Raw genomic sequence first — 23,904 nt, 5'->3', positions numbered from 1 at the left:
CACTCGTGAGCTCGTGGTGGGCCCCTGCAGCGGGGCCGACGATGAACTGGAAAGGAGCTGCATGTCGGTGCTCGACACCGCGGAGGCCCTGACCCGGGCGCGCGTGCCGTTCGTGCAGGCGACGGTGGTGCGGGCCCAGCGGCCGACCAGCGCGCACGCCGGCGACACCGCGCTGGTCCGGGCCGACGGCGTGATCGACGGCTTCGTCGGCGGGCAGTGCGCCGAGGCCTCCGTGCGCGAGTACGGGCTGCGCGTGCTCTCCGCCGGCGAGCCGCTGCTGCTGCGGATCGTGCCGGAGGGGGTCGGGGTCTCGGCCGACGAGGAGGGTGCGGTCACCGTCGCCAACCCGTGCCTGTCCGGCGGCTCGGTGGAGATCTTCCTCGAGCCGCGGGTGCCCCCGCCGCTGGTCGTGGTGGTGGGGGAGTCGCCGATCGCCGACGCGCTGGCCGAGCTGGGCCGCCCGCTCGGTTTCGCGGTCGAGCGCGGGTCCGGCGACGTCGCTCTGGACGGCGCCGAGGCCCTCGTCGTCGCCTCGCACGGACGGGGCGAGGAGCCGGCGCTGACCGCCGCGCTGCGGCTGGGCGTGCCCTACGTCGGGCTGATCGCCAGCCGGAAGCGCGGGGCGGCGGTGCTCGCCTCGCTGGACCTGCCGGCGGAGCTGATCGGGCGGGTGCACACCCCGGCCGGGCTGGACATCGGCGCGCGGACGGCGGCGGAGATCGCGCTGTCGGTGCTGGCCGAGATCGTCGCCGAGCGGCGCTCCCCGTCGGCGGCCGCGTCGGCGGCGCAGCCCGTCGGGCGGGCGGTGACCGCGGTCGACCCGGTGTGCGGCATGACCGTGGCCGCGGTCGACGCGACAATGCACGCCGACGTCGACGGCGTCCGGACCTGGTTCTGCGGCGAGGGCTGCCGCCGGGCCTTCCTCGCCGACCCGGCCGCGTATGCCTCCGCCTCCTGAGGGACTTTCCGCGCCGAAAGTCCCGGAGGGTCGGGGGACTTTCGGCGCGGAAAGTCCGCGAGCGGCACGGGAGGGCGCCGAGGCGGAGGTCCGCGAGCGGGTGCCGGACGTCGCCGCGCTGGCCGCTGCCCTCGACGAGGTCGACTACCTCGCCGACCCCGGCCTGGCGACGGCGCTGTTCCTCGCGGTGCGGCTGCCGCAGCCGCTGCTGCTCGAGGGCGAGCCCGGGGTCGGCAAGACGGAGGCCGCCAAGGCGCTCGCCCGCATGCTGGACACCCCGCTGTTCCGACTGCAGTGCTACGAGGGCATCGACGCGGCCGAGGCGCTCTACGAGTGGAACCACCCGCGCCAGCTGCTGGGCATCCGGCTGGCCGAGGCGCGGGGCGCGCCGCTGGCAGAGGAGGACCTCTTCGGCGCCGACTACCTGCTGCGGCGGCCGCTGCTGCAGGCGATCGAGCACCCGGGCCCGCGGCCGGCGGTGCTGCTGCTCGACGAGATCGACCGCGCCGACGCCGAGTTCGAGGCGTTCACCTTCGAGGTGCTGGCCGAGGCCGCGGTCACCGTGCCCGAGCTCGGCACCGTGCGGGCGACGCATCCGCCGGTCGTCGTCCTCACCTCGAACCGCACCCGCGACCTGCACGACGCGCTGACCCGGCGCTGCCTGTACCACTGGATCGACTACCCGGCGCCCGAGCGGGTCGCCGAGATCGTCCGCCGGCGGGTGCCGGGCAGCGCCGAGCCGCTCGCGCTGGACGCCGCCGGCGCGGTGACCCGGCTGCGCGGGCTGGACATGGTCAAGCCGCCGGGCATCGCCGAGGCGATCGACTGGGTGGCGGCGCTGAGCGTGCTCGGCGTCGACCGGCTGGACCCCGCGTCGGTCGCGGCGACCTGGGGGTCGGTGCTGAAGAACCGGGACGACCTGGAGCTGGCGCAGGCCCGGGGCGCCGGGTGGCTGGTCGGTGCCTGACGTCGCGGCCGGTCCGCTCGCCGTCGGCCTGACGACGGCGCTGCACCGGGCCGGCCTGCCCGCGCCGCCGGAGCGCTCGGTCGGGCTGGCGCGGGCGCTGCAGCTGGTGCCGCCGACCGACCGCGCGGCGCTCTACTGGACCTGCCGGGTCGCGCTGGTGACCGACCGCACGCAGCTGCCGGTCTTCGACGCGGTGTTCTCCGCCGTGTTCGACGGGTTGCTGGACCCCTCGGATTCCCGCGGCGACCCGACCGCGCCGCCATCGATCGGCTCGGAGCCGCGCACCCGGCCGGTGCCGCACGAGCCGTCCCTGGAGCGGCCGCCGGGCACCGGCTCGGGGGAGGCCGACCTGTCGCTGCCGGGCAGCGAGGGGGAGGGGGAGGACGCCGGCCGCGAGGTGCTGCTGGCCGCGGTCTCCACCGAGGAGCGGCTGCGGCACACCTCCTTCGCGGAGCTGAGCGCCGAGGAGCTGCTCGGCCTGCGCCGGGTGGTGCGCACGCTGGTGCTGGCGACGCCGCACCGGCGCAGCCGCCGCGTGCGCCCGACCCGCCACGGCGGCGAGCGGCTGGACCTGCGGCGCACGGTGCGCGCGGCGCAGCGCAGCGGCGGCGATCCGGCCCGGCTGATCGCGGCCCGCCGCCGGACGACGCCGCGGCGGCTCGTGCTGCTCTGCGACGTCTCCGGCTCGATGGAGCCCTACACGCGGGTCTACCTGTCGCTGCTGCAGGGCGCGGTGGCCGGCGCGCGGGCCGAGGCGTTCGTCTTCTCCACCGGCCTGACCCGGCTGACCCGGCAGCTGTCGCTGCGCGATCCCGATGCGGCGCTGGCCTGGGCGGGCGCGGCGTCGTCGGACTGGGCCGGCGGCACCCGGCTGGCGGAGGGCATCGGCCGGTTCGTCGCCGACCACGGCCGCCGGGGCCTGGCCCGCGGCGCGGTCGTCGTCGTCCTCTCCGACGGGTGGGCGCTGGACGAGCCGGCCGACGTCGCCGCCGCCATGGCCCGGCTGCGGCGGCTGGCGCACCGGATCGTGTGGGTGAACCCGCGCAAGGCGGCCGAGGGCTACGCGCCGCTGGTCGGCGGGATGGCCGCCGCGCTGCCCTACGTGGACGCGTTCGTCAGCGGGCACAGCTTGGCGGCGCTGGAGCAGGTCGTCGCCGCGGTCGCCGAGGACTGAGCACGTTCTCCGCCGTGATCATCGGCGAGTGGCTGCCCGACACGCCGACGCGGTGCGCCACGTGCCGATGATCACGGCGGACGTGGGCCGGCGGTGGGGCGGTTGGGAGATGAAGCAGTCCAACGGTGACTTCGGCGTCGCAGAACCGTCATAACCAGTGCCTAGCGTGCAGTGCACCGACGGAGGGCCAGGAGGTCGCCATGAGCGCCATCGTCACCAGCACCGACGAGCTCGACCTCGAGATCTCTGTCGCGTTCATCACCCTGGGCAGCGCCCGCGGCCGGTTCGACCGGTGCCCCAGCGGCGAGAACCAGCGGCGCGTCGACGAGGCCACCGCCGAGATGGACCGGCTGCTGGACCAGCGGCTGATCCTCCAGCAGCCGGCCGAGGCGGCCTGACCTCGAGAACTCTTGCGCAAACTGGTTTGCGATGCAAACCTGACGCCCTCGTCGTCGTGCCCGAGAGGCGTCCGCCATGACCGCTCCCGAAGAGGACCCCACCCCCCGCGAGATCGTCGCGGACCTCGATCGGCTGCGCGCCCGCGCCCGGGAGCGCAGCCGGCTGTGGTGGTTCCCGCTGACCCTCTTCGGCGCCCTGGTGCTGCTGGCGCTGCCGTTCCACGTCGACTGGTCGCCCGGGTCCACCGGCGACTCGTCGCCGTCGTCCTGGGCGAGCATCGTGATGCTGACCTGGGGCGGGATCGACAGCCCGGCGCCGCTGCTCACCGGCCTGTACTGGTTCGCCGCCCTGATCGTCGGCTACGTCGGCACCGGCCTGTACTACCGCCGGCACGCGCTCGTCACGGGCCTGCGCCGTCCGGTCCGCTGGTTCGTGACGCTGGGCGTGCTGCTGACCGTGTTCTTCCTGCCGGTCCGGGTGCTGCTCATGCTGCCGCTCTGGCGGACGACGTCGGCCGTCACGGTCATCCTCGCGACCGTCGTCGTGCTGGCGATCCGGGAGCGCAATCGCCTGCTGTGGACCGTGACCGGCGTCCTCGCGGTGGTCACCGTGCTGGTCAACGCCTACAACACGGAGAACGTGCTGTACCGGCTGGGCGTACCACTGCCCGAGGCGTGGGCGGTGCTGCCGAACGTCGCCCTGCCCGGTCTGGTGCTGCTGGCCGGCGGCCTGCTCGCCCGCCCGCGCGGGTCCCGGTCCCGCGCCGTGCCGCCGGCGGCGGTGCCGGCGTGACGCACCCGACCCGGGCGCTGTCCGAGGTGGTGCACCAGCGGCACCGGCTCGGCGTGCTCACCATCGCCCTGGAGGTCGACCAGGTCGAGTTCGGCTACCTGCGGGAGGCTCTCGACCTCACGGCCGGCAACCTGTCCCGCCACCTCACCGTCCTCGCGGAGGCGGGGCTGGTCGAGATCGAGAAGGGCTACGCCGGCCGGCGGCCGCGCACCTGGGTGCGGATCACGCCGGAGGGCCGGGCCGCGGTGGCGGCCGAACTGCGGGCGCTGCGGTCGCTGATCGCCCTGGAGACGGCGGCCCAGGCGAACGGCGACCCGCCCGCCTGAATCTCCTCAGCCCATCGTCTTCTGGCCGTCGAGGGACTCCCGCAGGATGTCGGCGTGCCCGGCGTGCTGGGCGGTCTCGGCGATGAGGTGCAGCATCGTGCGGCGCACCGACCACGACGCGCCCGGCTCGAACCACGGCGCCCGCGGCAGCGCGTAGGACGTGTCCAGATCCAGGGTGGCGACGAGCTCGTCGGTGCGGGCGGCGATCTCCTCGTACTCGGCCAGCACGCTCGCCAGGGTCTCGCCCTCCTGCAGCGACCACTCCGCCTGCCAGGCCTCCACGCTCCAGTTGCCGGTGTCGAACGCGTCGGCCCCGCGCTGGGCGAAGGCAGCCCAGGTCCGCTCGGTGTGCGCCACGTGCTTGATCAGGCCGGCGAGGGTCAGCTCGCTGGCGGTGGTCCGCTGGGTGGCCTGCTCGTCGGTGAGCCCCTGGACGGTGTAGCGCAGGAAGCCGCGGTGCCGGTCGAGGGTCTGCACCAGGTCGGCCCGCTCGCCGGTGAGGGTGGTCCGGCTCGTCGTCATGGCTGCCGCCTCTCGTCGTCCCTGCTGGTGAGAACCACGCTAGAGCCGCTTGAGGACAGTTCCTGTCCGCAATCCGGAAATACTGGCGACATGGCCGCCACCAGCTCGCGCACCCTCCGGCTGCTGTCGCTGCTGCAGTCCCGGCGGCACTGGGCCGGCGCCGATCTCGCCGACCGGCTCGGGGTGTCGGTCCGGACGCTGCGCCGGGACGTCGACCGGCTCCGCGAGCTCGGCTACCCGGTCGAGGCCCGGCGCGGGGTGGACGGCGGCTACGCGCTCGCGCCCGGCGCCGCGCTGCCGCCGCTGGTCCTCGACGACGACGAGGCGGTCGCGCTGGCGGTGGGGCTGCAGGCGGCGGCCGCGGTCGAGGTCGCCGGCATGGCCGAGACGTCGGTGCGGGCGCTGGCCAAGGTGGTGCAGGTGATGCCCGCCCGGCTGCGGCGGCGGGTGGACGCGCTGCGGGCGATGACCGTGCCCGGCGCGTGGGGGAACCCGGGCAGCGGCGGCGCGGTCGACCCCGCCGTCCTGACGACCGTGGCGCTGGCCTGCCGGGACGCCGAGCGGATCGGCTTCGCCTACACGGCGGCCGGCGGCGAGCGCACCGACCGCTCGGTCGAGCCGTTCCGGCTGGTCTCGCTCGGCCGGCGCTGGTACCTGGTCGGCTACGACCTCGACCGGGGCGACTGGCGCAGTTTCCGGCTGGACCGGCTCTCCGCGCCGCGCGGCACCGGGGTCCGGTTCGGCCCCCGGCGGTTCCCGGCCACCGACGCCGCCGCGTTCGTGCGCGACCGGATCGTGGACCTGCCCGCCCGGTACCCGGTGGCGGCCGTCGTCGCGGCGCCGGCGGCGCAGGTCCGCCGGCGGATCGGCCGGTGGGCGACGGTGGAGGGCGACGGCGACCACTGCCGGGTCCGCATCGACGCCGACGACCTCGACTGGGCGGCGACCGCGCTCGGCGTGGCCGGGGCGGACTTCACCGTCGTCGCCCCGCCGGAGCTGCGCGACCACCTCCGGGCGCTCTCCCGGCGCTTCGCCGAGGCGGCCGAAACCGTCGTACCCCGGGCCTAACGTCCTGCTCGTCCCCACAACTGGGGAGCGGGGACCGACCACTTCGCGGCTGCTGGACCGGCCGTCGGGACGCGAGTCTGGAGCCGCTCCACCAGCGCGAGCCACCTGTCGTACCGGAGGTCGTCATGAGCCCCACGATCACCACCATCGACCAGCTGGACTACGACATCTCGCTGGGCTACATCGCGCTCGGCGTCGCCCGCACCGCCTGGGACCACTGCCCGTCGGCGGAGAACACCCGGCGCGTGGCCGAGGCCGAGCAGGACGTGGACGCGCTCCTCGACGAGCGCCTGTCCCGCCGTTAGATCGCCCGCCGTGCATCGGGCGGGGTCCGACCCGGCCGGCCGTCGTCGTACGGCGACCCGTCGGTGTTCCTGACTCGACCGCACAGCACAGCGAGGAGGCAGCCATGGGGACCGCGAGCGCCGACTACGGGCTCATCGACGCAGAACTGAAGATCGCCGCGCTGCTCCTCGAGGGGGCGCGCACCAGGTACCGCGCGGACCCGTGCCAGGAGACCTGGGCGCACGTCGAACGCGCGCAGGACGACGTCGACCGGCTGCTCGACCGCCGGCTGGCCGTCCCGGACTGCTGGCCGCGGACTGCGGGTCCGGCCGACGGCACCTAGCGTCGTCGGCATGGCCGAGACCGCCCCGCGGGTCGCGATCGTCACCGGCTCCGAGTCGGGCATCGGGCGGGCCACCGCCGTGGCGCTCGCCGAGCAGGGCTGCGACCTCGGCATCACCTGGTACCGGGAGCGCGAGGCGGCCGAGGCGACCGCGGAGGAGGTGCGGGCGCTCGGCCGGCGTGCCGAGGTGCGGCCGCTCGACCTCACCCGGCTGCCGGACGCCGCCGGGGTCGTCGACGAGCTCGCGGACGCGCTCGGCGGGGTCGACGTCCTGGTCAACGACGCCGGCACCGGGCACATGACGCCGCTGCTCGAGCTGGACCTCGCCACCTGGCGCGAGGTCCTGGCCACCGACCTCGACGGCGCCTTCCTCTGCCTGCAGCACGCCGCCCGGCGCATGATCGCGGCGGGGCGCGGCGGGCGGATCATCAACATCACCAGCGTTCACGAGCACCAGCCGCGGGTCGGTGCCGCCGCCTACTGCGCGGCCAAGGGCGGGCTCGGCCTGCTCACCCGCGTCGCCGCGATCGAGCTCGCCGAGCACGGCATCACCGTCAACGCCGTCGCCCCGGGCGAGATCGCCACGCCGATGACCGGGCAGGAGGACCAGGACCCGACCGCACCCGGGCACGAGCGGCCGGGGGTGCCGCTGCGCCGTCCCGGCGACGCGCGGGAGGTGGCGGCCGTGGTGGCGTTCCTCGCCTCGCCGGGGGCCGGGTACGTCACCGGCGCCTCGTGGTCGGTGGACGGCGGCATGCTGCAGATGGGCCCGATGGCCGGCTCGCACCTGAAGAACGACGACTGGCGCCGCGGCTAGACCCTGCGGTTGCTGCGCTTCTGCCGGTAGAGGTCGGCATCGGCGCGGGCCAGCACGGTGGTGAGGGTGTCGCCGGCCTCGGCGGTCGCGATCCCGCCGGACCAGGCGAACTCGTGCGAGGCGGCCAGCCGCTCGAGGATCTCCCCGGCGCCCGTGCGGTCGGTGCCGGGCAGGCACAGCACGAACTCGTCGCCGCCGTAGCGGCCCAGCAGGTCGGCGGTGCGCAGCCGGCGCATCCAGCCCTGGGTGAGGTCGCGCAGCAGGTCGTCACCGGCGCCGTGGCCGAGCCGGTCGTTGACCTCCTTGAAGTCGTCGAGGTCGAGCAGCGCGACGCTCAGCGGCTCGCCGGTGCGGGCGGCGTGCGCCAGGTTGCGCGCCGCCTCCGCCTCCCAGGCCCGGCGGTTGGCCACCCCGGTGAGCGGGTCGGTCGCCGCGGCGGTGCGCAGGTGCAGCGCCAGCCGGCCCTGCAGGTCGGTGAGCGCGATGGTCGACACGACCAGCACGACCCACGGCACCAGGAAGCCGCTCGGCTGCGCGGCGTACGCCCCGACGCTGGCCGCGGCGACGAGGGCCAGCACGTGTAGGCGGGCGGTGCGCAGCGAGAAGAAGTGGGCGGCGTAGAGGCCGACGGCGATCAGCACCGGGCCGAGCCCGACGATGCCGACCTGCGTCGCCGACTGCCAGGCCAGGACGCCGATGAGCACGCTCATGGCCGCGACGGCGCCGTGCACGGCGGCGGCCGGCAGCCGCGAGCCGAGCAGCCAGATGCCGGCGCCGCCGAGCAGCCCGGCGGCGCCCAGGACCCAGAGCAGGGTCACCGGCGTGCGGTCGTGCATCGGCCACACCGCGCCGACGCAGCACAGCGCACCGCTGACGGCGTACAGCGCCGACAGCAGCGCCGCCGGTGTCGGTCGTCCCGCAGGCATGACGGATCCCTCCCTCGTGGGTCAAGGATCGTCACCCATACGACACTCCGGCACACCTGAACGCGCGGGACACCACTCGCCCGGGGGGCGGAGTCGCACGGACGAGCGTCAACCGCCGGTGAGCTCGGTGGGCACCGTGATGACGTCGACCATGGCCCCGCGCCGGAACACGGTCACCGGCAGCGGCTGCCCGATCGCGTCGGCGAACAGCAGCCGCTGCAGGCTCTGCGCCTCCGCCACCGGCCGCCGTCCGGCCTCGAGCACGAGGTCCCCGGCCTTGAGCCCGGCGCGGTCGGCCGGGGAGCCCGCGACGACGTCGACGATGCGCAGCCCGTGCCGCCGTCCGGTCCGCTCGGCCAGCTGGGCGGGCAGCGGCGCCGGCGTGCTCACCAGGCCGAGGTAGGCCCGCCGTACCCGGCCGTCGCTGATCAGGGAGCCGATGATCCGCCGGGTGGTGTCGTTGATCGGCACGGCCAGCCCCAGCCCCCAGCCCGCGACGGCGGTGTTGATGCCGACCACCCGGCTGGCGGAGTCGGCCAGCGCGCCGCCGGAGTTGCCGGGGTTGAGCGCGGCGTCGGTCTGGATGACGTCCTCGACCACCCGCGCCGTCCGCCCGTCCCGGGTGGGCAGCGACCGGCCGAGCCCGCTCACCACGCCCGCGGTCACCGAGCCGGCCAGCCCGAGCGGGTTGCCGACCGCGACGACGAGCTGGCCGACCCGCAGCGAGCCGGCGTCGCCGAGCTCGGCCGGCGGCGGGGTCGACGTCCGGGCCCGGACGACGGCGAGGTCCGACAGCGGGTCGGCGCCGATCACGTCGACGTCGGCCTCGGTGCCGTCGCTGAACACCGCCCGGCCGCGCCGCGAGCGGGCCACGACGTGCGCGTTGGTGAGCAGCAGGCCGTCAGGCGTGAAGACGACGGCGGAGCCGGCCCCGCCGCGGCCGTCGGCGGCGGTCACCTGCAGGGCGGCGACGTGCGGCGTGAGGTCCGCGGCGACCGCGGTGACGATGCGGGAGTAGGCGTCCAGGGCACTGTCGGCGGCCGCCTCGGTGCCCGGCTCGGGCAGGACGCTCATGGCGCGCCCCCTTCGACGATTACGCGATTACAACCCCAGTGAACGCCGTCCGTCGCGGCTGCGGCACCTCCCGCGTTCCGCCGTCGGTGAACACCTCAGCCGAGCGCGGTCCGCAGGAACCGCTCGATCGCCTCGAGCGTCGGCCTGGTCTCCTTCTCCGTGCCGCGGGTGGAGGTCGAGCGGACCACCGCCTCGGGGACGGCGGGGGAGACGATCCCCTTGTCGTGTCCGACCTCGGGCACCGAGAAGAACGTCGCCTCCGCGCCGGCCGCCTCCAGCGCCGCGAACAGCAGCTCGCTCTGGCCGTGCGGGACCAGCGCGTCGAGCTGCCCGTGCGCGATGAGGAACGGCGGGGCGCCGGCGGTCGCGTAGCTGCAGGGGTTCGCCGCACGGACGTCGTCCGGCCGGCTCTGGATCGGGAACCCCATCAGCCGGGACTCCGGCGACCCCGGGTCGTCGTGGCAGTCGGCCAGCCCCATCAGCTCGTTGAACGAGGCGCAGGCGCCCGGCAGCATCTGGGCGTCCATCTGCAGGAAGTCGGTGGGGCCGTACAGGTCGACGACGGCCTGTACCCGGCTGGGGTCGCCGGTCCCGGCGGTGAGCCCGGCCATCGCGGCAGTCCACCCGCCGGACGAGTCGCCCATGATCGCGAACCGGTCGGGGTCGAGGCCGTGCTCGCCGGCGTGCGCCCGCAGCCACCGGATCGCGGACTTGACGTCGTGCACCTGCGCCGGGAAGCGCGCCTGGCCGCTCGAACGGGTGCACACCCCGGCGACGGCGAACCCCGCCTCGGTGAACCAGGGGGCGAGCTCGGCGGCGTAGTAGGAGCCGCCGTCGTCCAGGAACGCGCTGCCGCCGCAGGCGACCAGCAGCGGCCACGGGCCGGCGCCCGCGGGCAGGTACAGGTCGAGCGTGTGGCCGCGACTGCCGGGCGGGTCGGCGGGGGCGTACTCGATGCCGGTCAGCGCTCGGGGCGACATGCCAGCAGTATGTCGGCCATGACCTCCTCCGACGCCGCGCGCCGGGCAGCGGCGGGGCGGGCGTGGGAGCAGCTCCGGCCCGGGCTCGCGGCCGAGGCCGAGGCGGCGCTGGGGGACGAGGCCGAGGCCTTCCTCACCCGCGCCGAGCTGGCGCTCCTCGACGTCCACGAACCGCTCGCCGTCCTCTACGACGACCCGGACGCTCTGTTCGCACGTGCCCTGCGCATCGTGCTGGCCGCCGCCGCTGAGCGCCCGGCGGCGCTGAGACGGCTCGACCGCCGCCGCGAGGTCGACCCCGCCTGGTTCCAGCGGGCCCGGATGCAGGGCTACGTCTGCTACGTCGACCACTTCTGCGCCACCCTCGACCGGCTGCCCGAGCACCTGGACTACCTGGCCGAGCTCGGCACCACCTACCTGCACCTCATGCCGCTGCTGCGGCCCCGCGAGGGCGAGAACGACGGCGGGTACGCGGTCATGGACTACCGCGCCGTCGACCCGCGGCTGGGCACCATGGCCGACCTGGAGCGGGTCGCCGCGGCGCTGCACGAGCGGGACATGAGCCTGTGCATCGACCTGGTGCTCAACCACACCGCGCGCGAGCACGCGTGGGCGCAGGGCTGGCTGGCCGGCGACCCGGCCTACGCCGGCTTCTACACCGCCTTTCCCGACCGCGAGATGCCCGACGCCTACGACGCGACGATCCCCGAGGTCTTCCCCGACCGGGCGCCGGGCTCGTTCAGCTGGGTGCCGGAGGCCTGCGGCGGCGCCGGCGGCTGGGTCTGGACGACGTTCTGGCCGTACCAGTGGGACCTCGACTACACCAACCCCGAGGTGACCCTGGCGATGCTCGGCGAGATCGTCTGGCTGGCCAACCGCGGGGTCGACGTCTTCCGCATGGACGCCGTCCCGTTCATGTGGAAGCGGCTCGGCACCAACAGCCAGAACCAGCCCGAGGTGCACACCCTGCTGCAGCTGCTGCACGCGCTGACCCGGCTGGCCGCGCCCGGCGTCATCTTCAAGGCCGAGGCGATCGTCGCCCCCGACGACCTGGTGCCCTACCTCGGCGGGCACGAGCGCTACCGCCCCGAGTGCGAGCTGGCCTACCACAACTCGCTCATGGTGCTGCTCTGGAGCAGCCTCGCCACCCAGGACGCCCGGCTGGCCCGGCACGCGCTGGGCCGCATGCGGCCGATCCCGGCCACGACGACGTGGGTCACCTACGTCCGCGGGCACGACGACATCGGCTGGGCGGTCACCGACGAGGACGCCGCGGCCATCGGGGTGGGCGGGCACTCGCACCGCCGCTTCCTCAATGACTTCTTCGCCGGCCACTACCCGGCGTCGGCGGCCCGCGGCGCGCTGTTCCAGGAGAACGCGCTCACCGGCGACGCCCGCATCTCCGGCTCGGCGGCGTCCCTGTGCGGCATCGAGGAGGCGCTGGAGCGCGGGGACGACGCCGCGCTGGATGCCGGGATCCGGCGGCTGGTGCTGCTGTACTCCGTCGCCTTCGCCTGGGGCGGCATCCCGCTGCTGTACATGGGCGACGAGATCGCGCTGGTCAACGACGACCGCTACCTCGAGGACCCCTCGCGCGCGCCGGACAACCGGTGGATGCACCGGCCGGTCATGGACTGGGCCGCGGCCGGGCGGCGCACGGACCCGACCACGCTGGAGGGCCGGGTGTTCGGCCGGATCCGGCAGCTGGGGGAGGTCCGCAGGTCGCTGCTCGCGCTGCGCGGGGGCAGCGAGTCCGTCGTGCTCGACGCCGGCAGCGACGCCGTCCTGGCCTGGCGACGACGGCACCCGCGCAGCGGCGCCTTCGTCGGCCTGGCCAACTTCGCACCGGGCCCGCGGGACGTCGACGCCGACACGGTCACCGGCTTCGGCAGCTTCGTCCCCGTGCTGACCAGCGACGGACCGCTGGAGGTGACGGCCGGCCGGCTGGTCCTGCCCGGCCTCGGGTTCGCCTGGCTCGCCGAGCCCTGAGCTCCCGAGCTCGGAGGTTCCGGGCCCTGCGGTTCCGGCCGGAACCGTCTCCCGGTCCGGGATGCGCCGGACGCCGTCCCGGCCGTACCGTTCCCGGCACGGGCCGCCGCCGCTCGCGGCGCAGACCGCCCCTCAGTGCGGAGGAGCGCCGCGTGGAACGTCCCCCCGTCCGCGTGCCCCCCGGCGCCACCTTCGGCGTCGAGGAGGAGTTCCACCTCGTCGACCCGGAGACCCTGGCGCTCACGCCGTCCCCGGAGCTGTCCGCCGCCGCCATGCACGGCCAGGTCGGCGGCCACCTGCACGCGGAGATCACCAACACCCAGCTGGAGGCCGCGACGGGCGTCTGCACGTCGCTGGCCGACCTGCGCGCGGAGCTGGCCGCCACGCGCGCCGAGGTGGGGGTGGCCGCGGCCGCCGCCGGCCGGGCGGTGCTCGCGGCCTCGACGCACCCGTTCGCGTCGTGGCGGGACCAGGAGCTCACCGACGCCCCGCGGTACGGGGACATGCTGCGGCGGTGGGGAGCGCTCGCCCTGCAGCAGGACATCTGCGGCTGTCACGTGCACGTGGGCGTGCCCGACCTGGAGACGGCGGTGGCGGTCATGGACCGCGCCCGGCCGTACCTGCCGCTGCTGCTGGCGATGACCGGCAGCTCGCCGTTCCACGACGGCGTGGACACCGGCTACGACAGCTACCGCACCCAGTGGTGGGGCCGGTGGCCGAACGCCGGGGCGCCGGAGTTCTTCGGCAGCGCCGAGCGGTTCACCCAGGTGGTGGCGGGGCTCGTCGGCTCCGGGGCGATCGCCGACGCCTCCCACCTGTACTGGGACGTGCGGCCGTCGTCCCACCTGCCCACGCTGGAGTTCCGCATCGCCGACCTGTGCACCCGCGTCGACGACACCGTCCTGCACGCCGCCCTGGTCCGCTCGCTGGTGCGGGTCCTCGCCGCCCGCGCCGACGACGGGCAGCCCTGCCCGGAGCCGCGGCCGGAGCTGCTGCGGGCGGCGCGCTGGCGGGCGGCCCGGGACGGCCTGTCCGGGGAGCTGTTCGACCCGGTGCGGGACCGGCTCGTCGGCGGCGAGGTGGCGGTCCGGGGACTGCTGACCGAGCTGGAGGAGGACCTGCGCGACCACGAGGAGTGGGCCGAGGTCGACGACCTGGTGCAGGGGCTGCTCTCGCGGGGTACCTCGGCCGCGCGGCAGCGGAGGACCTGGCTGCGCACCGGGGATCTCCGGGCGGTCGCGGCGGCGCTCGTCCAGGAGGGTGGCACCGGGGGAGTCTGATGGACGACGTCCGCTCGCTGGCCCTGCCGCTGGCCGGGCCGGCGGACCTCGATCCGCTGCTGGAGCGGATCGGGGATGCCCGCATCGTGGCGATCGGCGAGGCGAGCCACGGCACGCACGAGTACTACGCCTGGCGCGCGGCGCTGACCCGCCGGCTGATCGAGGAGCGCGGGTTCGGCCTGGTCGCCGTCGAGGGGGACTGGCCGGACTGCTACCGGGTCAACCGCAGCGTGCGGCTGCGGCCGGGCGCCGACGAGGACCCGCGCGACGCGCTCGACGCCTTCGCCCGGTGGCCGACCTGGATGTGGGCCAACGACGAGGTGAGCGAGTTCTGCCGCTGGCTGCGCGGGGTCAACGCCGGCCGGGACGACGCGGACCGGGTCGGCTTCTACGGGCTGGACGTCTACAGCCTGTGGGACTCGATGCACGAGCTGATCGGCTGGCTGCGCGCGCACGAGCCCGACCGGGTGCCGACCGCCGTCCGCGCCCTCCAGTGCTTCGAGCCCTTCGGTGAGGACGGCGCGGAGTACGCCTTCGCCAGCCGGTTCGCGCCGGCCTCCTGCGAGCAGGCGGTCGTGGACCTGCTGCGCCACCTGTGCGAGGAGCGCGGCCGCGCGTTGGCGACGACCGACGCGGAGGGCCGGTTCTCGGCCGAGCAGAACGCCGCGGTGGTCGTCGGCGCCGAGCGCTACTACCGCGCGATGGTCGGCGGCTCGGCCGAGTCGTGGAACGTCCGGGACGTGCACATGGCCGACACCCTCGACCGGCTGCTCGAGCACACCGCCGGGCGGGCCGTCGTGTGGGAGCACAACACGCACATCGGCGACGCCCACGCCACCGACATGGCCGCGGCCGGGATGGTCAACGTCGGGCAGCTCGTGCGGGAGCGGCACGGCGCGGACGCCGTCGTCCTCGTGGGCTTCGGCGGCCACCGGGGCGGGGTGATCGCGGGGGAGGAGTGGGGCGCCCAGATGGAGCGGATGACGGTGCCGCCCGCCCGCCCCGGCAGCCTCGAGGCGGTGCTGCACGAGGAGGTCGGCCGGGACGCGCTGTTCGTCGTCCCCCGGGGCGAGCGGCCCGGCTGGCTGGACCGGCGGCTGGACCATCGCGCGATCGGGGTCGTCTACCGGCCGTCGCGCGAGCGGTGGGGCAACTACGTGCCGACCGTGCTGGGCGAGCGCTACGACGCGTTCCTGTGGATCGAGGACACCCATCCGCTGCAGCCGCTGCACCTGGAGCGGGCCGACGAGCACGTGCCACCGGCGGCGCACGTCGCGTGACGGGAGCCGTCGTGGGCGGCGAGCGAGGGGCGGTCAGCGGATCCGGATCAGCACCCGGCCGAGGGCCCGCCGGTCATCGAGCTCGCGGATCGCGGCGGCGGCGTCGTCCAGCGCGTACACCGGCCCGATCGGCGGGTCGAGGTCCCCCGACTCGAGCAGCGGGTACAGGTCGCGCCACTGCCGGGCGGGGTAGTCCGGGTCGTCGGCCCAGAACTCGGCCGACGCCGCGCCGAGCACCGCGGTGTTGGTCAGCAGCAGCCGGTTCACCTTGACCGTGGGGATCTCCCGGCCGGTGAAGCCGAGGACGAGCAGCCGCCCCTCCCGCGCCAGGGAGCGCAGCGAGTCGGTGAACCGGTCCCCGCCCACCGGGTCGACGACGACGTCCACCCCGCGCCCGCCGGTGAGCCGGCGCGCCTCGTCGCGGAAGCCGTCGACCGCGACGACGTCGTGCGCCCCGGCGGCGCGGGCCACGTCGCCCTTCTCGGGCGTGGAGACGACGGCGATCACGCGGGCGCCGGCCGCCGCGGCCAGCTGGCAGGCGGCGGTGCCCACGCCGCCCGCGGCGCCGTGCACGAGCACCGTCTCGCCCTTCTCCAGCCGGGCGCGCCGGTGCAGCGCGAAGTGCATCGTCAGGTAGTTCAGCGGCAGCGCCGCGGCCTTGTCGAACGGCACCCGGTCGGGCAGCGGGAAGACCAGGTGGGCGGCGACCGCGACGGTCTCGGCGAAACCGCCGGTCATCGGCAGGGCGGCGACCCGTTGGCCGGCCCGGAAGCCCGCGGCATCGGCGCGGACCAGCCCGGAGACCTCGGCCCCCGGGCTGAACGGCAGCTCCGGGCGCCGCTGGTACTCCCCGCGGGTCTGCAGCACGTCGGGGAAGACGACGCCCGCGTACTCGACGTCGACGAGGACCTCACCCGGCTGCGGCGCCGGCTCCGGCCGCTCCCGGACTCGGACGGCGTCCGGGCCGGAGAGCTCGGTGATCACGGCGGCACGCACCCGGGCCACGCTAGGGCATGCCCGGTGCGACGGGGCGCGGGGTCGCGAGCCGGCGTGGTAGGCAGGCAGACACCCGAGGACGGGAGGCGAACGTGCAGGCGGTGGTCTACGAGCGCACCGGCGGCCCCGAGGTGCTGACGGTCCGCGACGTCCCCGACCCCGAGCCCGGCGAGGGCCAGGTGCTGGTCGACGTCGCGGCCGTGGGGGTCAACTTCCGCGACGTCTACGAGCGCGAGGGGCGCCCGCCCTACGGCGGGGGCGCCCTGCCCGCGGTGATCGGTGTGGAGGGCGCGGGCACCGTCCGCGGCACCGGGGAGCGGGTCGCGTGGCTGGACGTCGACGGCAGCTACGCCGCGCAGGTGGCCGCGCCGCGCGACCGGCTCGTGCCGGTGCCCGACGGGGTGGACCTGGAGGTCGCCGCGGCCGTGCTGCTGCAGGGCTGCACCGCGCAGTACCTCTCCGCCGACTCCTACCCGGTCGCCGAGGGGCAGTGGGCGGTCGTGCACAGCGCCGCCGGCGGCGTCGGTCTCCTGCTCACCCAGCTGGTCCGGGCCCGCGGCGGGCACGTGCTGGCGACCACCTCCAGCGAGGAGAAGGCCGAGCTCGCGCGGGCGGCCGGCGCCGACGACGTCGTCGTCGGCTACGAGGGCTTCGCCGAGCGGGTGCGCGAGCTCTCCGGCGGGGAGGGCGCCGCGGTCGTCTACGACGGTGTCGGCCGGACGACGTTCGCCGCGGGGCTCACCGCGCTGCGGCCCACCGGCCGGATGATCGTGTACGGCGCGGCGAGCGGGCAGCCCGATCCGCTGCCGGTGCAGCAGCTGGCCGCGCACGGCTCGCTGTACGTCCAACGCCCGACGCTGGGCACCTACACCGGCCCGCCGCAGATGCTGCGGGAGCGCGCGGGCGCCGTCCTGGACCAGATCGCCGCCGGCCGGCTCGACGTCCGCATCGGCGGGCGTCGTCCGCTCGCGGAGGCCCGGCGCGCGCACGAGGACCTCGGGGCCCGGCGGACCACCGGCAAATTGCTGCTGATGCCGTAGCCATTCCCGGCGAATGCCGGTGGATCGGCGTCCGCGACGCCGATCACATTGTCAGTGCTCGGCGTCCTTTCCGGTCCACCAGATGTCCAGGAACTCGTCGCGCACCGACGGCGGAACGTCCTGCAGGTCGGGAACGGCCCGGTCGCGCGCGTCGTGCCAGAAGCGTCGAATGGTCGAGGCGATGGTGCTCATTGCTTTGTCAGAACCTTTCGTGCTGTCGTCTGATGCCTTTCCAGTACAGCACGGCCGGCGCCGAAAATCCGGTAACGACGCCGTGTTGGCCCAATTATGTTCCGCTATTCACATTCGCGAAACGATAATTGCGATGCCCGTCACGCCGATCAGGCGGATCGGCGGCCGGTGAGGTCCTCGCCGGCCGGGGCCTCGTCGCTCAGCCCGCCCGTCTTGGACTGCTCGAAGTGCGGGCCAGCCTGCTCCAGCGCCAACCGGCCGTAGACCTGCTGCTGGGTGGCGACCCGTTGCGAGCGGCCGCGGCCGAGGAAGCTGACCGTCCAGTGCAGCACGGTCGTGATGCGGCTCTTGAAGCCCACGATGTAGAAGAGGTGGACGACCAGCCAGAGCACCCAGGCGATGAAGCCCTGGAACTTGAGGTTGCCGATGTCGGCGACCGCGGAGAACCGCGAGATCGTCGCCATCGACCCCTTGTCGAAGTAGTGGAAGGGCTTGGCCGGGGGCTTGCCGGCCAGCCGCCGCTTGATGGCGTCGGCCGCGTACTTGCCGCCCTGGATCGCGACCTGGGCGACGCCGGGCAGCTTGTCCAGGCTCATCATGTCGCCGACGACGTGCACCTCGGGGTGGCCGGGCAGCGTGAGGTCGGGCTGCACCTGCACCCGGCCGGCGCGGTCGACCTCGGCGTCGGACTGCTCGGCGAGCTGCTTGCCCAGCGAGGAGGCCTGCACGCCCGCGGCCCAGATCTTGGTCGCCGCGTTGATCCGGCGGACGGTGCCGTCGGCCTCCTTGATGTCGATGCCGTTCTCGTCGACGTTGGTCACCATCGCGCCGAGCTGGACCTCGACGCCGATGTCGCCCAGCTGCCGGCGCGCGCGGCCGCCGAGCCGCTCACCGAACTGCGGCAGCACCATCGGCGCGGCGTCGAGCAGGATGATCCGCGCGGTCGTCGGGTCGATGTTTCGGAAGTCCTTGCGCAGCGTGCGGTGCGCCAGCTCGGCGATCTGGCCGGCCATCTCCACGCCGGTCGGCCCCGCGCCGACGACGACGAAGGTCATCAGCCGGTCGATCTCGGCCTGGTCGGTGGCCAGCTCCGCAAGCTCGAACGCGCCGAAGATGCGGCCGCGCAGTTCGAGGGCGTCGTCGATGCTCTTCATGCCCGGCGCGAACTCGGCGAACTGGTCGTTGCCGAAGTAGGACTGCCCGGCGCCGGCGGCCACGATCAGCTCGTCGTACGGGTGCACCGTGGTGCGGCCCAGCACGGTGGAGGTGACGGTGCGGTTGGCCAGGTCGATGTGCGTGACCTCGCCGAGGACGACGCGGGCGTTCTGCTGCCGGCGCAGGATCTCGCGGGTGGCGGGGGCGATCTCGCCCTCCGAGAGGATGCCCGTGGCCACCTGGTAGAGCAGCGGCTGGAACAGGTGGTGGCTGGTCTTGCCGATGATCGTGACGTCGACCGGCGCGCGCCTGAGCGCCTGGGCGGCGAACAGCCCGCCGAACCCGGTGCCGACGATCACCACCCGCGGCCGACCGGTCGAGGACTCGCTGCCTGCCTGCGCTGGTGATGTCGTCATGATGAATCCAGTCTCCCACTCCGGGGGTTCCCGCACCGCGCAGGGCCGGGAGCGATCCGGGACACATCCTCCCTGCCCACCCGGCCCGACGGCCAATCGTGACCTCGACCCCGCAGCACCGCGGGTAGGAGCCCGGTATGTCCCCTCGCCTCGTGCTGGTCCCCGGGCTCGGCCTGGACGCCCGCTCGTCGGCCCGGTTGCGCCGCCGGGTGCCCGCCGACGTCGTCCTGCTGCCCGGGATGGGGTGCTCCGGCCCGGTGCCGTCGGTGGACGGCCTGGCCGGGCAGCTGCGTGCGCGGCTGGCGGGGGAGGGGCCGGTCGTGCTGGTCGGTCACTCGCAGAGCTGCCAGATCGTGGTCGCCGCCGCCGAGGACGACGACCGGGTCGCCGCCGTCGTCCTGCTCGGCCCGACGACCGACCCGCGGCTGCGGTCCGGCCGGGTCCTGGCCCGGTGGTGGCTGCGCACCGTCCTCCGTGAGCCGCCCTGGCAGTTCCCGCTCGTGCTCGCCCAGTGGTTGCGCACGGGACCGCGGCCGATGGTGGCCCTGTGGCGCTCGGCCTCGCCGGACCGGATCGACGCGCGGCTGCGGTCGATCGGCGTGCCGGTCACCGTCGTGCGGGGCACCCGGGACGCGCTCTGTCCGGTGGACTGGGCGCGGCGCCTGGCCGGCGCCGCGCCCCGCGGCCGGCTGGTCGAGGTGCCCGGCGCGGCGCACATGACCGTGCAGACGCACCCCGACGCGGTGGCCGCCGTCCTCCGGGGGGTGTCGGGGCGCGTCCAGGCCTGAGGGTGCGGGCCGCCGGCAGCCACGCGAGCCACCCGCTCGGGTCGCGCCCACCGGCGAATGGATCTTCCCCGGGTCGGCCCGTGCGACTATGGCGCCGTGGCGCAGACATCTGCCTCGGCCGGCGCGTTGCTGCGTCATGTGCGCACCGGTCGTGCGCGCAGCCGGGCGGACCTCGTCGCGCTGACCGGCGCCTCCCGGAACACCGTGAGCGCGCGCGTGGACCAGCTCATCGCGGCCAACCTCCTCGAGGAGGGCGGCCGCGGCTGGAGCACCGGCGGGCGGCCGCCGACGATCCTGCAGTTCAACAGCCGGGCCGGCTGCGTGCTGGCCGTGGACCTCGGTGTGACCAGCGTCGACGTCGCCGTGACCGACCTGTCCGCGCAGATCCTGGCCACCGTCGGCCATCCGATCGACATCGCGGAGGGGCCCGGCCCGGTATTGGCCGAGGTCGATCGCCTGGCTCAGAAGGTGCTCGACGAGGCGGGGCTCACGCCCGCCGAGGTGTGCGCGGTCGGGGTGGGGGTGCCCGGGCCGGTGGAGTTCTCGACCGGTCGGCCGTCCCACCCGCCGATCATGCCCGGCTGGCACGACCACCCCATCCCCAGCGCGTTCGGCCGCTACGAGTGCCCGGTCTACGTCGACAACGACGTGAACGTGATGGCGCTCGGTGAGATGGGCGTCGCCGGCTCGCTGCAGGACGTGCTCGTGGTGAAGGTCGGCACCGGCATCGGCTGCGGCGTCATCGTCGAGGGCCGCGTGTACCGAGGAGCGCAGGGCAGTGCCGGCGACATCGGGCACATCTACGTCGCGCAGCCCGACGACCGGAGCATCCCCTGCCGGTGCGGCAACGAGAACTGCCTCGAGGCGATCGCGGGCGGTGGTGCGCTGCTGCGCGACGCGCTGGCGGCGGGCCTGCCGGTGACCACGACACGGGACGTCGTCGAGCTGGCGGCCCGGGGCGACGGCCCGGCGCTCGAACTCGTGCGCGATGCCGGCCGGACGATCGGCACGGTGCTCGCCGCGCTGGTCAACTTCTTCAACCCGCACCGCATCGTCATGACCGGCGGGGTGGCCCAGGCCGGCCTTCCCCTGCTCGCCGGCATCCGGGAGACGGTCTACCGCCGGTCGCTGCCGCTGGCCGCACGGTCGCTGGAGATCACGGTCAGTGACGCGCCGGACCTCAGCGGCCGGGTCGGGGCCGCCCTCATGGCGATCGAGGGCTTCCTCGGGGAGGACTCCCTCCAGCAGGCCCTGGCCCGCTAGGCCCCCGACCTCCGCGGCCCGTGTGACGGCGGTCACACTCATTGCGGTTCGGTAACTCTGCCGGGTCGGGCGCTTGACCGTTCCTGTGAGCGGGCTTACGGTCCCGACTCAACCGACTAATGGTCAACGGTGAGCAAAAGTCCGGGGGTGGGGTGTGGCGGATCCGTCCGTCGGGGCAACGCCGTTGCTGCAGATGCACGGCATCGTGAAGACGTTTCCGGGGGTACGCGCCCTCGACGGGGTGGACCTCGACGTCCGGCCCGGTGAGGTGCACTGCCTGCTCGGCCAGAACGGTGCCGGCAAGTCGACGCTGATCAAGGTGCTGGCCGGCGCCCACCAGCCGGACGAGGGCCGGATCACCTGGGCCGGCGAGCCGGTGCGGCTCGGCAACCCGCAGGCGGCGATGAGCCTCGGGATCGCCACGATCTACCAGGAGCTCGACCTCGTCGCCGGCCTGACCGTCGCCGACAACATCTTCCTGGGCCGCGAGCACGCGCGCTTCGGCATCTCCCGGCCGGCGCAGGCCAACCGGGCGGCCGCCGAGCTGCTCGGCCGGCTCGGCCACGCCGAGATCCGGCCGTCGGCCGAGGTCGGCTCGCTGCCCGCCGCCGCCCAGCAGATGGTCAGCATCGCGCGGGCGCTGTCGCAGGACGCCCGGCTGATCATCATGGACGAGCCGTCGGCCGTGCTGGACAACGAGGAGGTCCAGCGGCTCTTCGCCGTCATCCGCGACCTCACCGCCCACGACGTCGCCGTCGTCTACATCTCCCACCGGCTGGAGGAGATCCGGGAGATCGGCGACCGGATCACCGTCCTCAAGGACGGCCGCACCGTGGCCACGGGGCTGCCCGTCCGGGAGACCCCGACCCGCGAGGTCATCACGCTGATGACCGGCCGCGACATCGAGTACGTCTTCCCGCCGCGCGGGACCGCGCGCAGCAGCGACCAGGAGTCGCTGCTGGAGGTCGACGGGCTCGGCCTGGCGGGGCACTTCTCGGACGTCTCGTTCACCGTGCGCCCTGGCGAGATCGTCGGCCTGGCCGGCCTGGTGGGGTCCGGGCGGTCGGAGATCCTCGAGACCCTTTACGGCGCGCGCCGGCCGACCAAGGGCACCGTGCGCGTCGCCGGCCGCCGGCTGCGCCCCGGCGACGTCGGCGCGGCCGTCGCCGCCGGAGTGGGCCTCGCGCCCGAGGAGCGCAAGAGCCAGGCGCTGCTCCTCGGTGACGCGGTGTACCGCAACATCAGCATCTCCAGCCTGCGGCGGTTCGCCCGGAGCGGCTTCCTCGCCCGCCGGGCGGAGAAGGCCGCAGCCCGCGAGCAGGTCGCCGCCCTGGAGGTCCGGCCGGCCGACGTCGACCGCGAGGTCCGCACGCTCTCCGGCGGCAACCAGCAGAAGGTCGTCCTGGCCCGCTGGCTGCTGCGCGAGTGCCGCGTGCTGCTGCTCGACGAGCCCACCCGCGGCGTCGACGTGGGCGCCCGCTCGGAGATCTACGCCCTGATCCGCGCCCTCGCCGACCGCGGCGTCGGCGTGGTCGTGGTGTCCAGCGAGATCCCGGAGGTCCTCGGCCTGGCCGACCGGGTCCTCGTGATCTCCGACGGCACGGTCGTCGCCGAGCGGCCGGCCGACTCGCTCGACGAGCACGCCGTGCTCGACATGGTCATGGAAGGGACGGTCGCCGTCCCCGCAGGAGAGCACGGAGGAACTGCGGCATGAGCACCACCACGAGCGCGACCACCGGAGAGACCGGGTCCGCGACGGCATCGCGCCGCTCCGGCGGGAAGGGGCCGGGCCTGATGGCCGGGCCGTTCGGCCGCCTGCTGGGCCTGGTCGTCGCCCTGGTCCTCCTGTGTGTCGTCGGCGTGATCACCGCGGGGGACCGGTTCGCCGACATCGACAACGTCCTGACCATCCTGCGACTGGCGGCCGTCATCGGCGTGGTCAGCGTGGGCATGACCTTCGTGATCATCGGCGGCGGCATCGACCTGTCGGTCGGCGCGATCGTCGCGCTGTCGTCGGTGTGGGCAACCACGCTGGCCACCCAGCAGATGGCCGAGAACGTCCACTGGATCGTCATGGTGCTCACCGCGATCCTGGTCGGAGCCGGCTGCGGCCTGGTCAACGGCGTGGTCATCGCCTACGGCAAGCTGGTCGCCTTCATCGCCACCCTCGCCATGCTCGCCGCCGCCCGTGGCCTCGCGGAGATCATGTCGAACCGGCGGACCCAGATCATCCGCGACCAGGACTTCCTCGACTTCTTCTCGGGCAGCGTGTTCGGCATCCCGACCCTGGTGATCATCTTCGCCCTGGTCGCCGTCCTCGGGTGGGTGCTGCTCAACCGGACGACGTTCGGCCGGCGCACCTTCGCCGTCGGCGGCAACGCCGAAGCGGCCCGCCTGGCCGGCATCCGGGTGCAGCGGCACACCGTGCTGCTCTACGTCCTCTCCGGCGTCGCCTGCGGCATCGCGGCCGTGATGCTGATGGCCCGCACGACGACCGGCAGCTCCACCCACGGGACGCTCTACGAGCTGGACGCGATCGCCGCCGTCGTCATCGGCGGCACGCTGCTCATCGGTGGTCGCGGCACGATCGTCGGCACCGTCCTCGGCGTGCTCATCTTCACCACGCTGGGCAACGTCTTCACGCTCAACAACCTGTCCAGCTCGGCCCAGGCGGTCGCCCGCGGCGTGATCATCGTGCTCGCCGTCCTGCTGCAGCAGCGGCTGGCGAGCCGGGAGGGCCGCAGCCGGTCGGCCCGCGCCCCGGGGGGACCGGGTGGCCTGGCGTCCGGGGGCACGGCCTCCGGTGGCACGACGTCCCCCGCGGCCGTGTCCGGCCCCACGACCTGATCCGGCGCGGCGTCCGGCCGCGGCCCGATC

General features: G+C 74.8%; 25 protein-coding genes. 18 read left to right on the top strand and 7 right to left on the bottom strand.

The genetic code is table 11. The annotated features are described in order from the left end of the window. Positions 1-61: 61 nt before the first annotated feature. The 6 genes from AB3388_RS20490 (at position 62) to AB3388_RS20465 (ending at position 4,616) form a co-directional block, all read left to right on the top strand. Positions 62-958, top strand: a complete 897-nt coding sequence (locus AB3388_RS20490; protein ID WP_495407163.1) for an XdhC family protein — start codon at positions 62-64, stop codon at positions 956-958. Positions 959-1,058: 100 nt separating this feature from the next. Further along, a complete protein-coding gene (locus AB3388_RS20485; protein WP_495407162.1) occupies positions 1,059-1,925 on the top strand; it encodes an AAA family ATPase in 867 nt (288 codons plus the stop codon). Continuing rightward, entirely contained in the window at positions 1,918-3,099 is a 1,182-nt protein-coding gene (locus tag AB3388_RS20480) for a vWA domain-containing protein (RefSeq protein ID WP_495407161.1), read from the top strand. The genes AB3388_RS20485 and AB3388_RS20480 overlap by 8 nt, the downstream gene beginning before the upstream one ends. Positions 3,100-3,299: 200 nt before the next feature. Next, positions 3,300-3,497 (top strand): hypothetical protein, encoded by a 198-nt coding sequence (locus tag AB3388_RS20475; RefSeq protein ID WP_495407160.1) that lies wholly within the window; start codon positions 3,300-3,302, stop codon positions 3,495-3,497. A 76-nt stretch (positions 3,498-3,573) separates the two neighbouring features. Beyond that, on the top strand, positions 3,574-4,290 hold the full coding sequence (locus AB3388_RS20470; RefSeq protein WP_495407159.1) for a hypothetical protein: 717 nt from the start codon (positions 3,574-3,576) through the stop codon (positions 4,288-4,290). Next, a complete protein-coding gene (locus AB3388_RS20465) occupies positions 4,287-4,616 on the top strand; it encodes a winged helix-turn-helix domain-containing protein (protein ID WP_495407158.1) in 330 nt (109 codons plus the stop codon). Before AB3388_RS20470 ends, AB3388_RS20465 begins: the two co-directional genes overlap by 4 nt. Before the next feature lie 6 nt (positions 4,617-4,622). On the opposite strand, the gene AB3388_RS20460 is transcribed toward AB3388_RS20465, so the two are convergent. Further along, the gene (locus AB3388_RS20460) at positions 4,623-5,138 is read right to left on the bottom strand and encodes a DinB family protein (protein WP_495407157.1); all 516 of its coding nucleotides are present in this window, start codon (positions 5,136-5,138) and stop codon (positions 4,623-4,625) included. Positions 5,139-5,228: 90 nt separating this feature from the next. On the opposite strand from AB3388_RS20460, the gene AB3388_RS20455 reads away from it, so the two are divergent. From AB3388_RS20455 to AB3388_RS20440, 4 genes are all read left to right on the top strand, one after another. Further along, positions 5,229-6,206 (top strand): helix-turn-helix transcriptional regulator, encoded by a 978-nt coding sequence (locus AB3388_RS20455; RefSeq protein WP_495407156.1) that lies wholly within the window; start codon positions 5,229-5,231, stop codon positions 6,204-6,206. A gap of 125 nt (positions 6,207-6,331) precedes the next feature. Next, positions 6,332-6,511 carry a hypothetical protein gene (locus tag AB3388_RS20450; protein WP_495407155.1) on the top strand — a complete coding sequence of 60 codons (180 nt, stop codon included), beginning with the start codon at positions 6,332-6,334 and terminating at the stop codon, positions 6,509-6,511. 104 nt (positions 6,512-6,615) lie between these two features. Next, positions 6,616-6,834, top strand: a complete 219-nt coding sequence (locus AB3388_RS20445; protein ID WP_495407154.1) for a hypothetical protein — start codon at positions 6,616-6,618, stop codon at positions 6,832-6,834. Between the two features lie 10 nt (positions 6,835-6,844). Beyond that, entirely contained in the window at positions 6,845-7,651 is an 807-nt protein-coding gene (locus AB3388_RS20440) for an SDR family oxidoreductase (protein WP_495407153.1), read from the top strand. On the opposite strand, the gene AB3388_RS20435 is transcribed toward AB3388_RS20440, so the two are convergent. The 3 genes from AB3388_RS20435 to AB3388_RS20425 all read right to left on the bottom strand — a co-directional run bounded on the left by AB3388_RS20435 (position 7,648) and on the right by AB3388_RS20425 (position 10,631). Next, entirely contained in the window at positions 7,648-8,577 is a 930-nt protein-coding gene (locus tag AB3388_RS20435) for a GGDEF domain-containing protein (RefSeq protein ID WP_495407152.1), read from the bottom strand. The two genes, AB3388_RS20440 and AB3388_RS20435, sit on opposite strands and share 4 nt — an antisense overlap. Positions 8,578-8,685: 108 nt before the next feature. Continuing rightward, positions 8,686-9,651: a S1C family serine protease gene (locus AB3388_RS20430; RefSeq protein ID WP_495407151.1), complete on the bottom strand. Its 966-nt coding sequence runs from the start codon at positions 9,649-9,651 to the stop codon at positions 8,686-8,688. A 95-nt stretch (positions 9,652-9,746) separates the two neighbouring features. Continuing rightward, on the bottom strand, positions 9,747-10,631 hold the full coding sequence (locus AB3388_RS20425; RefSeq protein ID WP_495407150.1) for an alpha/beta hydrolase fold domain-containing protein: 885 nt from the start codon (positions 10,629-10,631) through the stop codon (positions 9,747-9,749). A gap of 18 nt (positions 10,632-10,649) precedes the next feature. Between AB3388_RS20425 and AB3388_RS20420 the strand changes: the two genes are divergently transcribed. From AB3388_RS20420 to AB3388_RS20410, 3 genes are all read left to right on the top strand, one after another. Then, positions 10,650-12,617: an alpha-amylase family protein gene (locus tag AB3388_RS20420; protein WP_495407149.1), complete on the top strand. Its 1,968-nt coding sequence runs from the start codon at positions 10,650-10,652 to the stop codon at positions 12,615-12,617. 152 nt (positions 12,618-12,769) lie between these two features. Beyond that, positions 12,770-13,897 carry a carboxylate-amine ligase gene (locus AB3388_RS20415; protein ID WP_495407148.1) on the top strand — a complete coding sequence of 376 codons (1,128 nt, stop codon included), beginning with the start codon at positions 12,770-12,772 and terminating at the stop codon, positions 13,895-13,897. Further along, positions 13,897-15,177 (top strand): erythromycin esterase family protein, encoded by a 1,281-nt coding sequence (locus AB3388_RS20410; protein WP_495407147.1) that lies wholly within the window; start codon positions 13,897-13,899, stop codon positions 15,175-15,177. The genes AB3388_RS20415 and AB3388_RS20410 overlap by 1 nt, the downstream gene beginning before the upstream one ends. A 33-nt stretch (positions 15,178-15,210) precedes the next feature. Here AB3388_RS20410 and AB3388_RS20405 read toward each other — a convergent pair whose 3' ends face one another. Beyond that, on the bottom strand, positions 15,211-16,173 hold the full coding sequence (locus AB3388_RS20405; RefSeq protein WP_495407146.1) for an NADPH:quinone oxidoreductase family protein: 963 nt from the start codon (positions 16,171-16,173) through the stop codon (positions 15,211-15,213). Positions 16,174-16,265: 92 nt separating this feature from the next. Between AB3388_RS20405 and AB3388_RS20400 the strand changes: the two genes are divergently transcribed. After that, positions 16,266-17,213 (top strand): quinone oxidoreductase family protein, encoded by a 948-nt coding sequence (locus AB3388_RS20400; protein WP_495407145.1) that lies wholly within the window; start codon positions 16,266-16,268, stop codon positions 17,211-17,213. Positions 17,214-17,264: 51 nt separating this feature from the next. On the opposite strand, the gene AB3388_RS20395 is transcribed toward AB3388_RS20400, so the two are convergent. Together AB3388_RS20395 and AB3388_RS20390 are read right to left on the bottom strand one after the other, a co-directional pair. Beyond that, positions 17,265-17,405 (bottom strand): hypothetical protein, encoded by a 141-nt coding sequence (locus AB3388_RS20395; protein ID WP_495407144.1) that lies wholly within the window; start codon positions 17,403-17,405, stop codon positions 17,265-17,267. Between the two features lie 149 nt (positions 17,406-17,554). Further along, entirely contained in the window at positions 17,555-18,976 is a 1,422-nt protein-coding gene (locus AB3388_RS20390) for an NAD(P)/FAD-dependent oxidoreductase (RefSeq protein ID WP_495407143.1), read from the bottom strand. Positions 18,977-19,113: 137 nt separating this feature from the next. On the opposite strand from AB3388_RS20390, the gene AB3388_RS20385 reads away from it, so the two are divergent. The 4 genes from AB3388_RS20385 to AB3388_RS20370 all read left to right on the top strand — a co-directional run bounded on the left by AB3388_RS20385 (position 19,114) and on the right by AB3388_RS20370 (position 23,874). After that, positions 19,114-19,764, top strand: a complete 651-nt coding sequence (locus tag AB3388_RS20385; RefSeq protein WP_495407142.1) for an alpha/beta fold hydrolase — start codon at positions 19,114-19,116, stop codon at positions 19,762-19,764. A 96-nt stretch (positions 19,765-19,860) separates the two neighbouring features. Next, positions 19,861-21,027, top strand: coding sequence for an ROK family protein (locus AB3388_RS20380; RefSeq protein WP_495407141.1), 1,167 nt, complete (start codon positions 19,861-19,863; stop codon positions 21,025-21,027). Positions 21,028-21,232: 205 nt separating this feature from the next. Next, positions 21,233-22,741: a sugar ABC transporter ATP-binding protein gene (locus AB3388_RS20375; RefSeq protein WP_495407140.1), complete on the top strand. Its 1,509-nt coding sequence runs from the start codon at positions 21,233-21,235 to the stop codon at positions 22,739-22,741. Then, complete coding sequence (locus AB3388_RS20370) at positions 22,738-23,874, top strand: ABC transporter permease (protein WP_495407139.1); 1,137 nt, start codon at positions 22,738-22,740, stop codon at positions 23,872-23,874. Before AB3388_RS20375 ends, AB3388_RS20370 begins: the two co-directional genes overlap by 4 nt. The last annotated feature ends 30 nt before the right edge of the window (positions 23,875-23,904 follow it).

The sequence above is a fragment of the Geodermatophilus sp. SMS 5-13 genome, assembly GCF_059428245.1.
Note: the sequence above shows the minus strand (reverse complement) of the source record. Positions and strands in the feature narration are given on the sequence as shown.

Coding starts and splice junctions, on each gene's coding strand:
- AB3388_RS20490 (WP_495407163.1), top strand. CDS start 62: ATGTCGGTGCTCGACACCGCGGAGGCCCTGACCCGGGCGCGCGTGCCG.
- AB3388_RS20475 (WP_495407160.1), top strand. CDS start 3,300: ATGAGCGCCATCGTCACCAGCACCGACGAGCTCGACCTCGAGATCTCT.
- AB3388_RS20470 (WP_495407159.1), top strand. CDS start 3,574: ATGACCGCTCCCGAAGAGGACCCCACCCCCCGCGAGATCGTCGCGGAC.
- AB3388_RS20460 (WP_495407157.1), bottom strand. CDS start 5,138: ATGACGACGAGCCGGACCACCCTCACCGGCGAGCGGGCCGACCTGGTG.
- AB3388_RS20455 (WP_495407156.1), top strand. CDS start 5,229: ATGGCCGCCACCAGCTCGCGCACCCTCCGGCTGCTGTCGCTGCTGCAG.
- AB3388_RS20450 (WP_495407155.1), top strand. CDS start 6,332: ATGAGCCCCACGATCACCACCATCGACCAGCTGGACTACGACATCTCG.
- AB3388_RS20445 (WP_495407154.1), top strand. CDS start 6,616: ATGGGGACCGCGAGCGCCGACTACGGGCTCATCGACGCAGAACTGAAG.
- AB3388_RS20440 (WP_495407153.1), top strand. CDS start 6,845: ATGGCCGAGACCGCCCCGCGGGTCGCGATCGTCACCGGCTCCGAGTCG.
- AB3388_RS20435 (WP_495407152.1), bottom strand. CDS start 8,577: ATGCCTGCGGGACGACCGACACCGGCGGCGCTGCTGTCGGCGCTGTAC.
- AB3388_RS20430 (WP_495407151.1), bottom strand. CDS start 9,651: ATGAGCGTCCTGCCCGAGCCGGGCACCGAGGCGGCCGCCGACAGTGCC.
- AB3388_RS20425 (WP_495407150.1), bottom strand. CDS start 10,631: ATGTCGCCCCGAGCGCTGACCGGCATCGAGTACGCCCCCGCCGACCCG.
- AB3388_RS20420 (WP_495407149.1), top strand. CDS start 10,650: ATGACCTCCTCCGACGCCGCGCGCCGGGCAGCGGCGGGGCGGGCGTGG.
- AB3388_RS20410 (WP_495407147.1), top strand. CDS start 13,897: ATGGACGACGTCCGCTCGCTGGCCCTGCCGCTGGCCGGGCCGGCGGAC.
- AB3388_RS20395 (WP_495407144.1), bottom strand. CDS start 17,405: ATGAGCACCATCGCCTCGACCATTCGACGCTTCTGGCACGACGCGCGC.
- AB3388_RS20390 (WP_495407143.1), bottom strand. CDS start 18,976: ATGACGACATCACCAGCGCAGGCAGGCAGCGAGTCCTCGACCGGTCGG.
- AB3388_RS20385 (WP_495407142.1), top strand. CDS start 19,114: ATGTCCCCTCGCCTCGTGCTGGTCCCCGGGCTCGGCCTGGACGCCCGC.
- AB3388_RS20370 (WP_495407139.1), top strand. CDS start 22,738: ATGAGCACCACCACGAGCGCGACCACCGGAGAGACCGGGTCCGCGACG.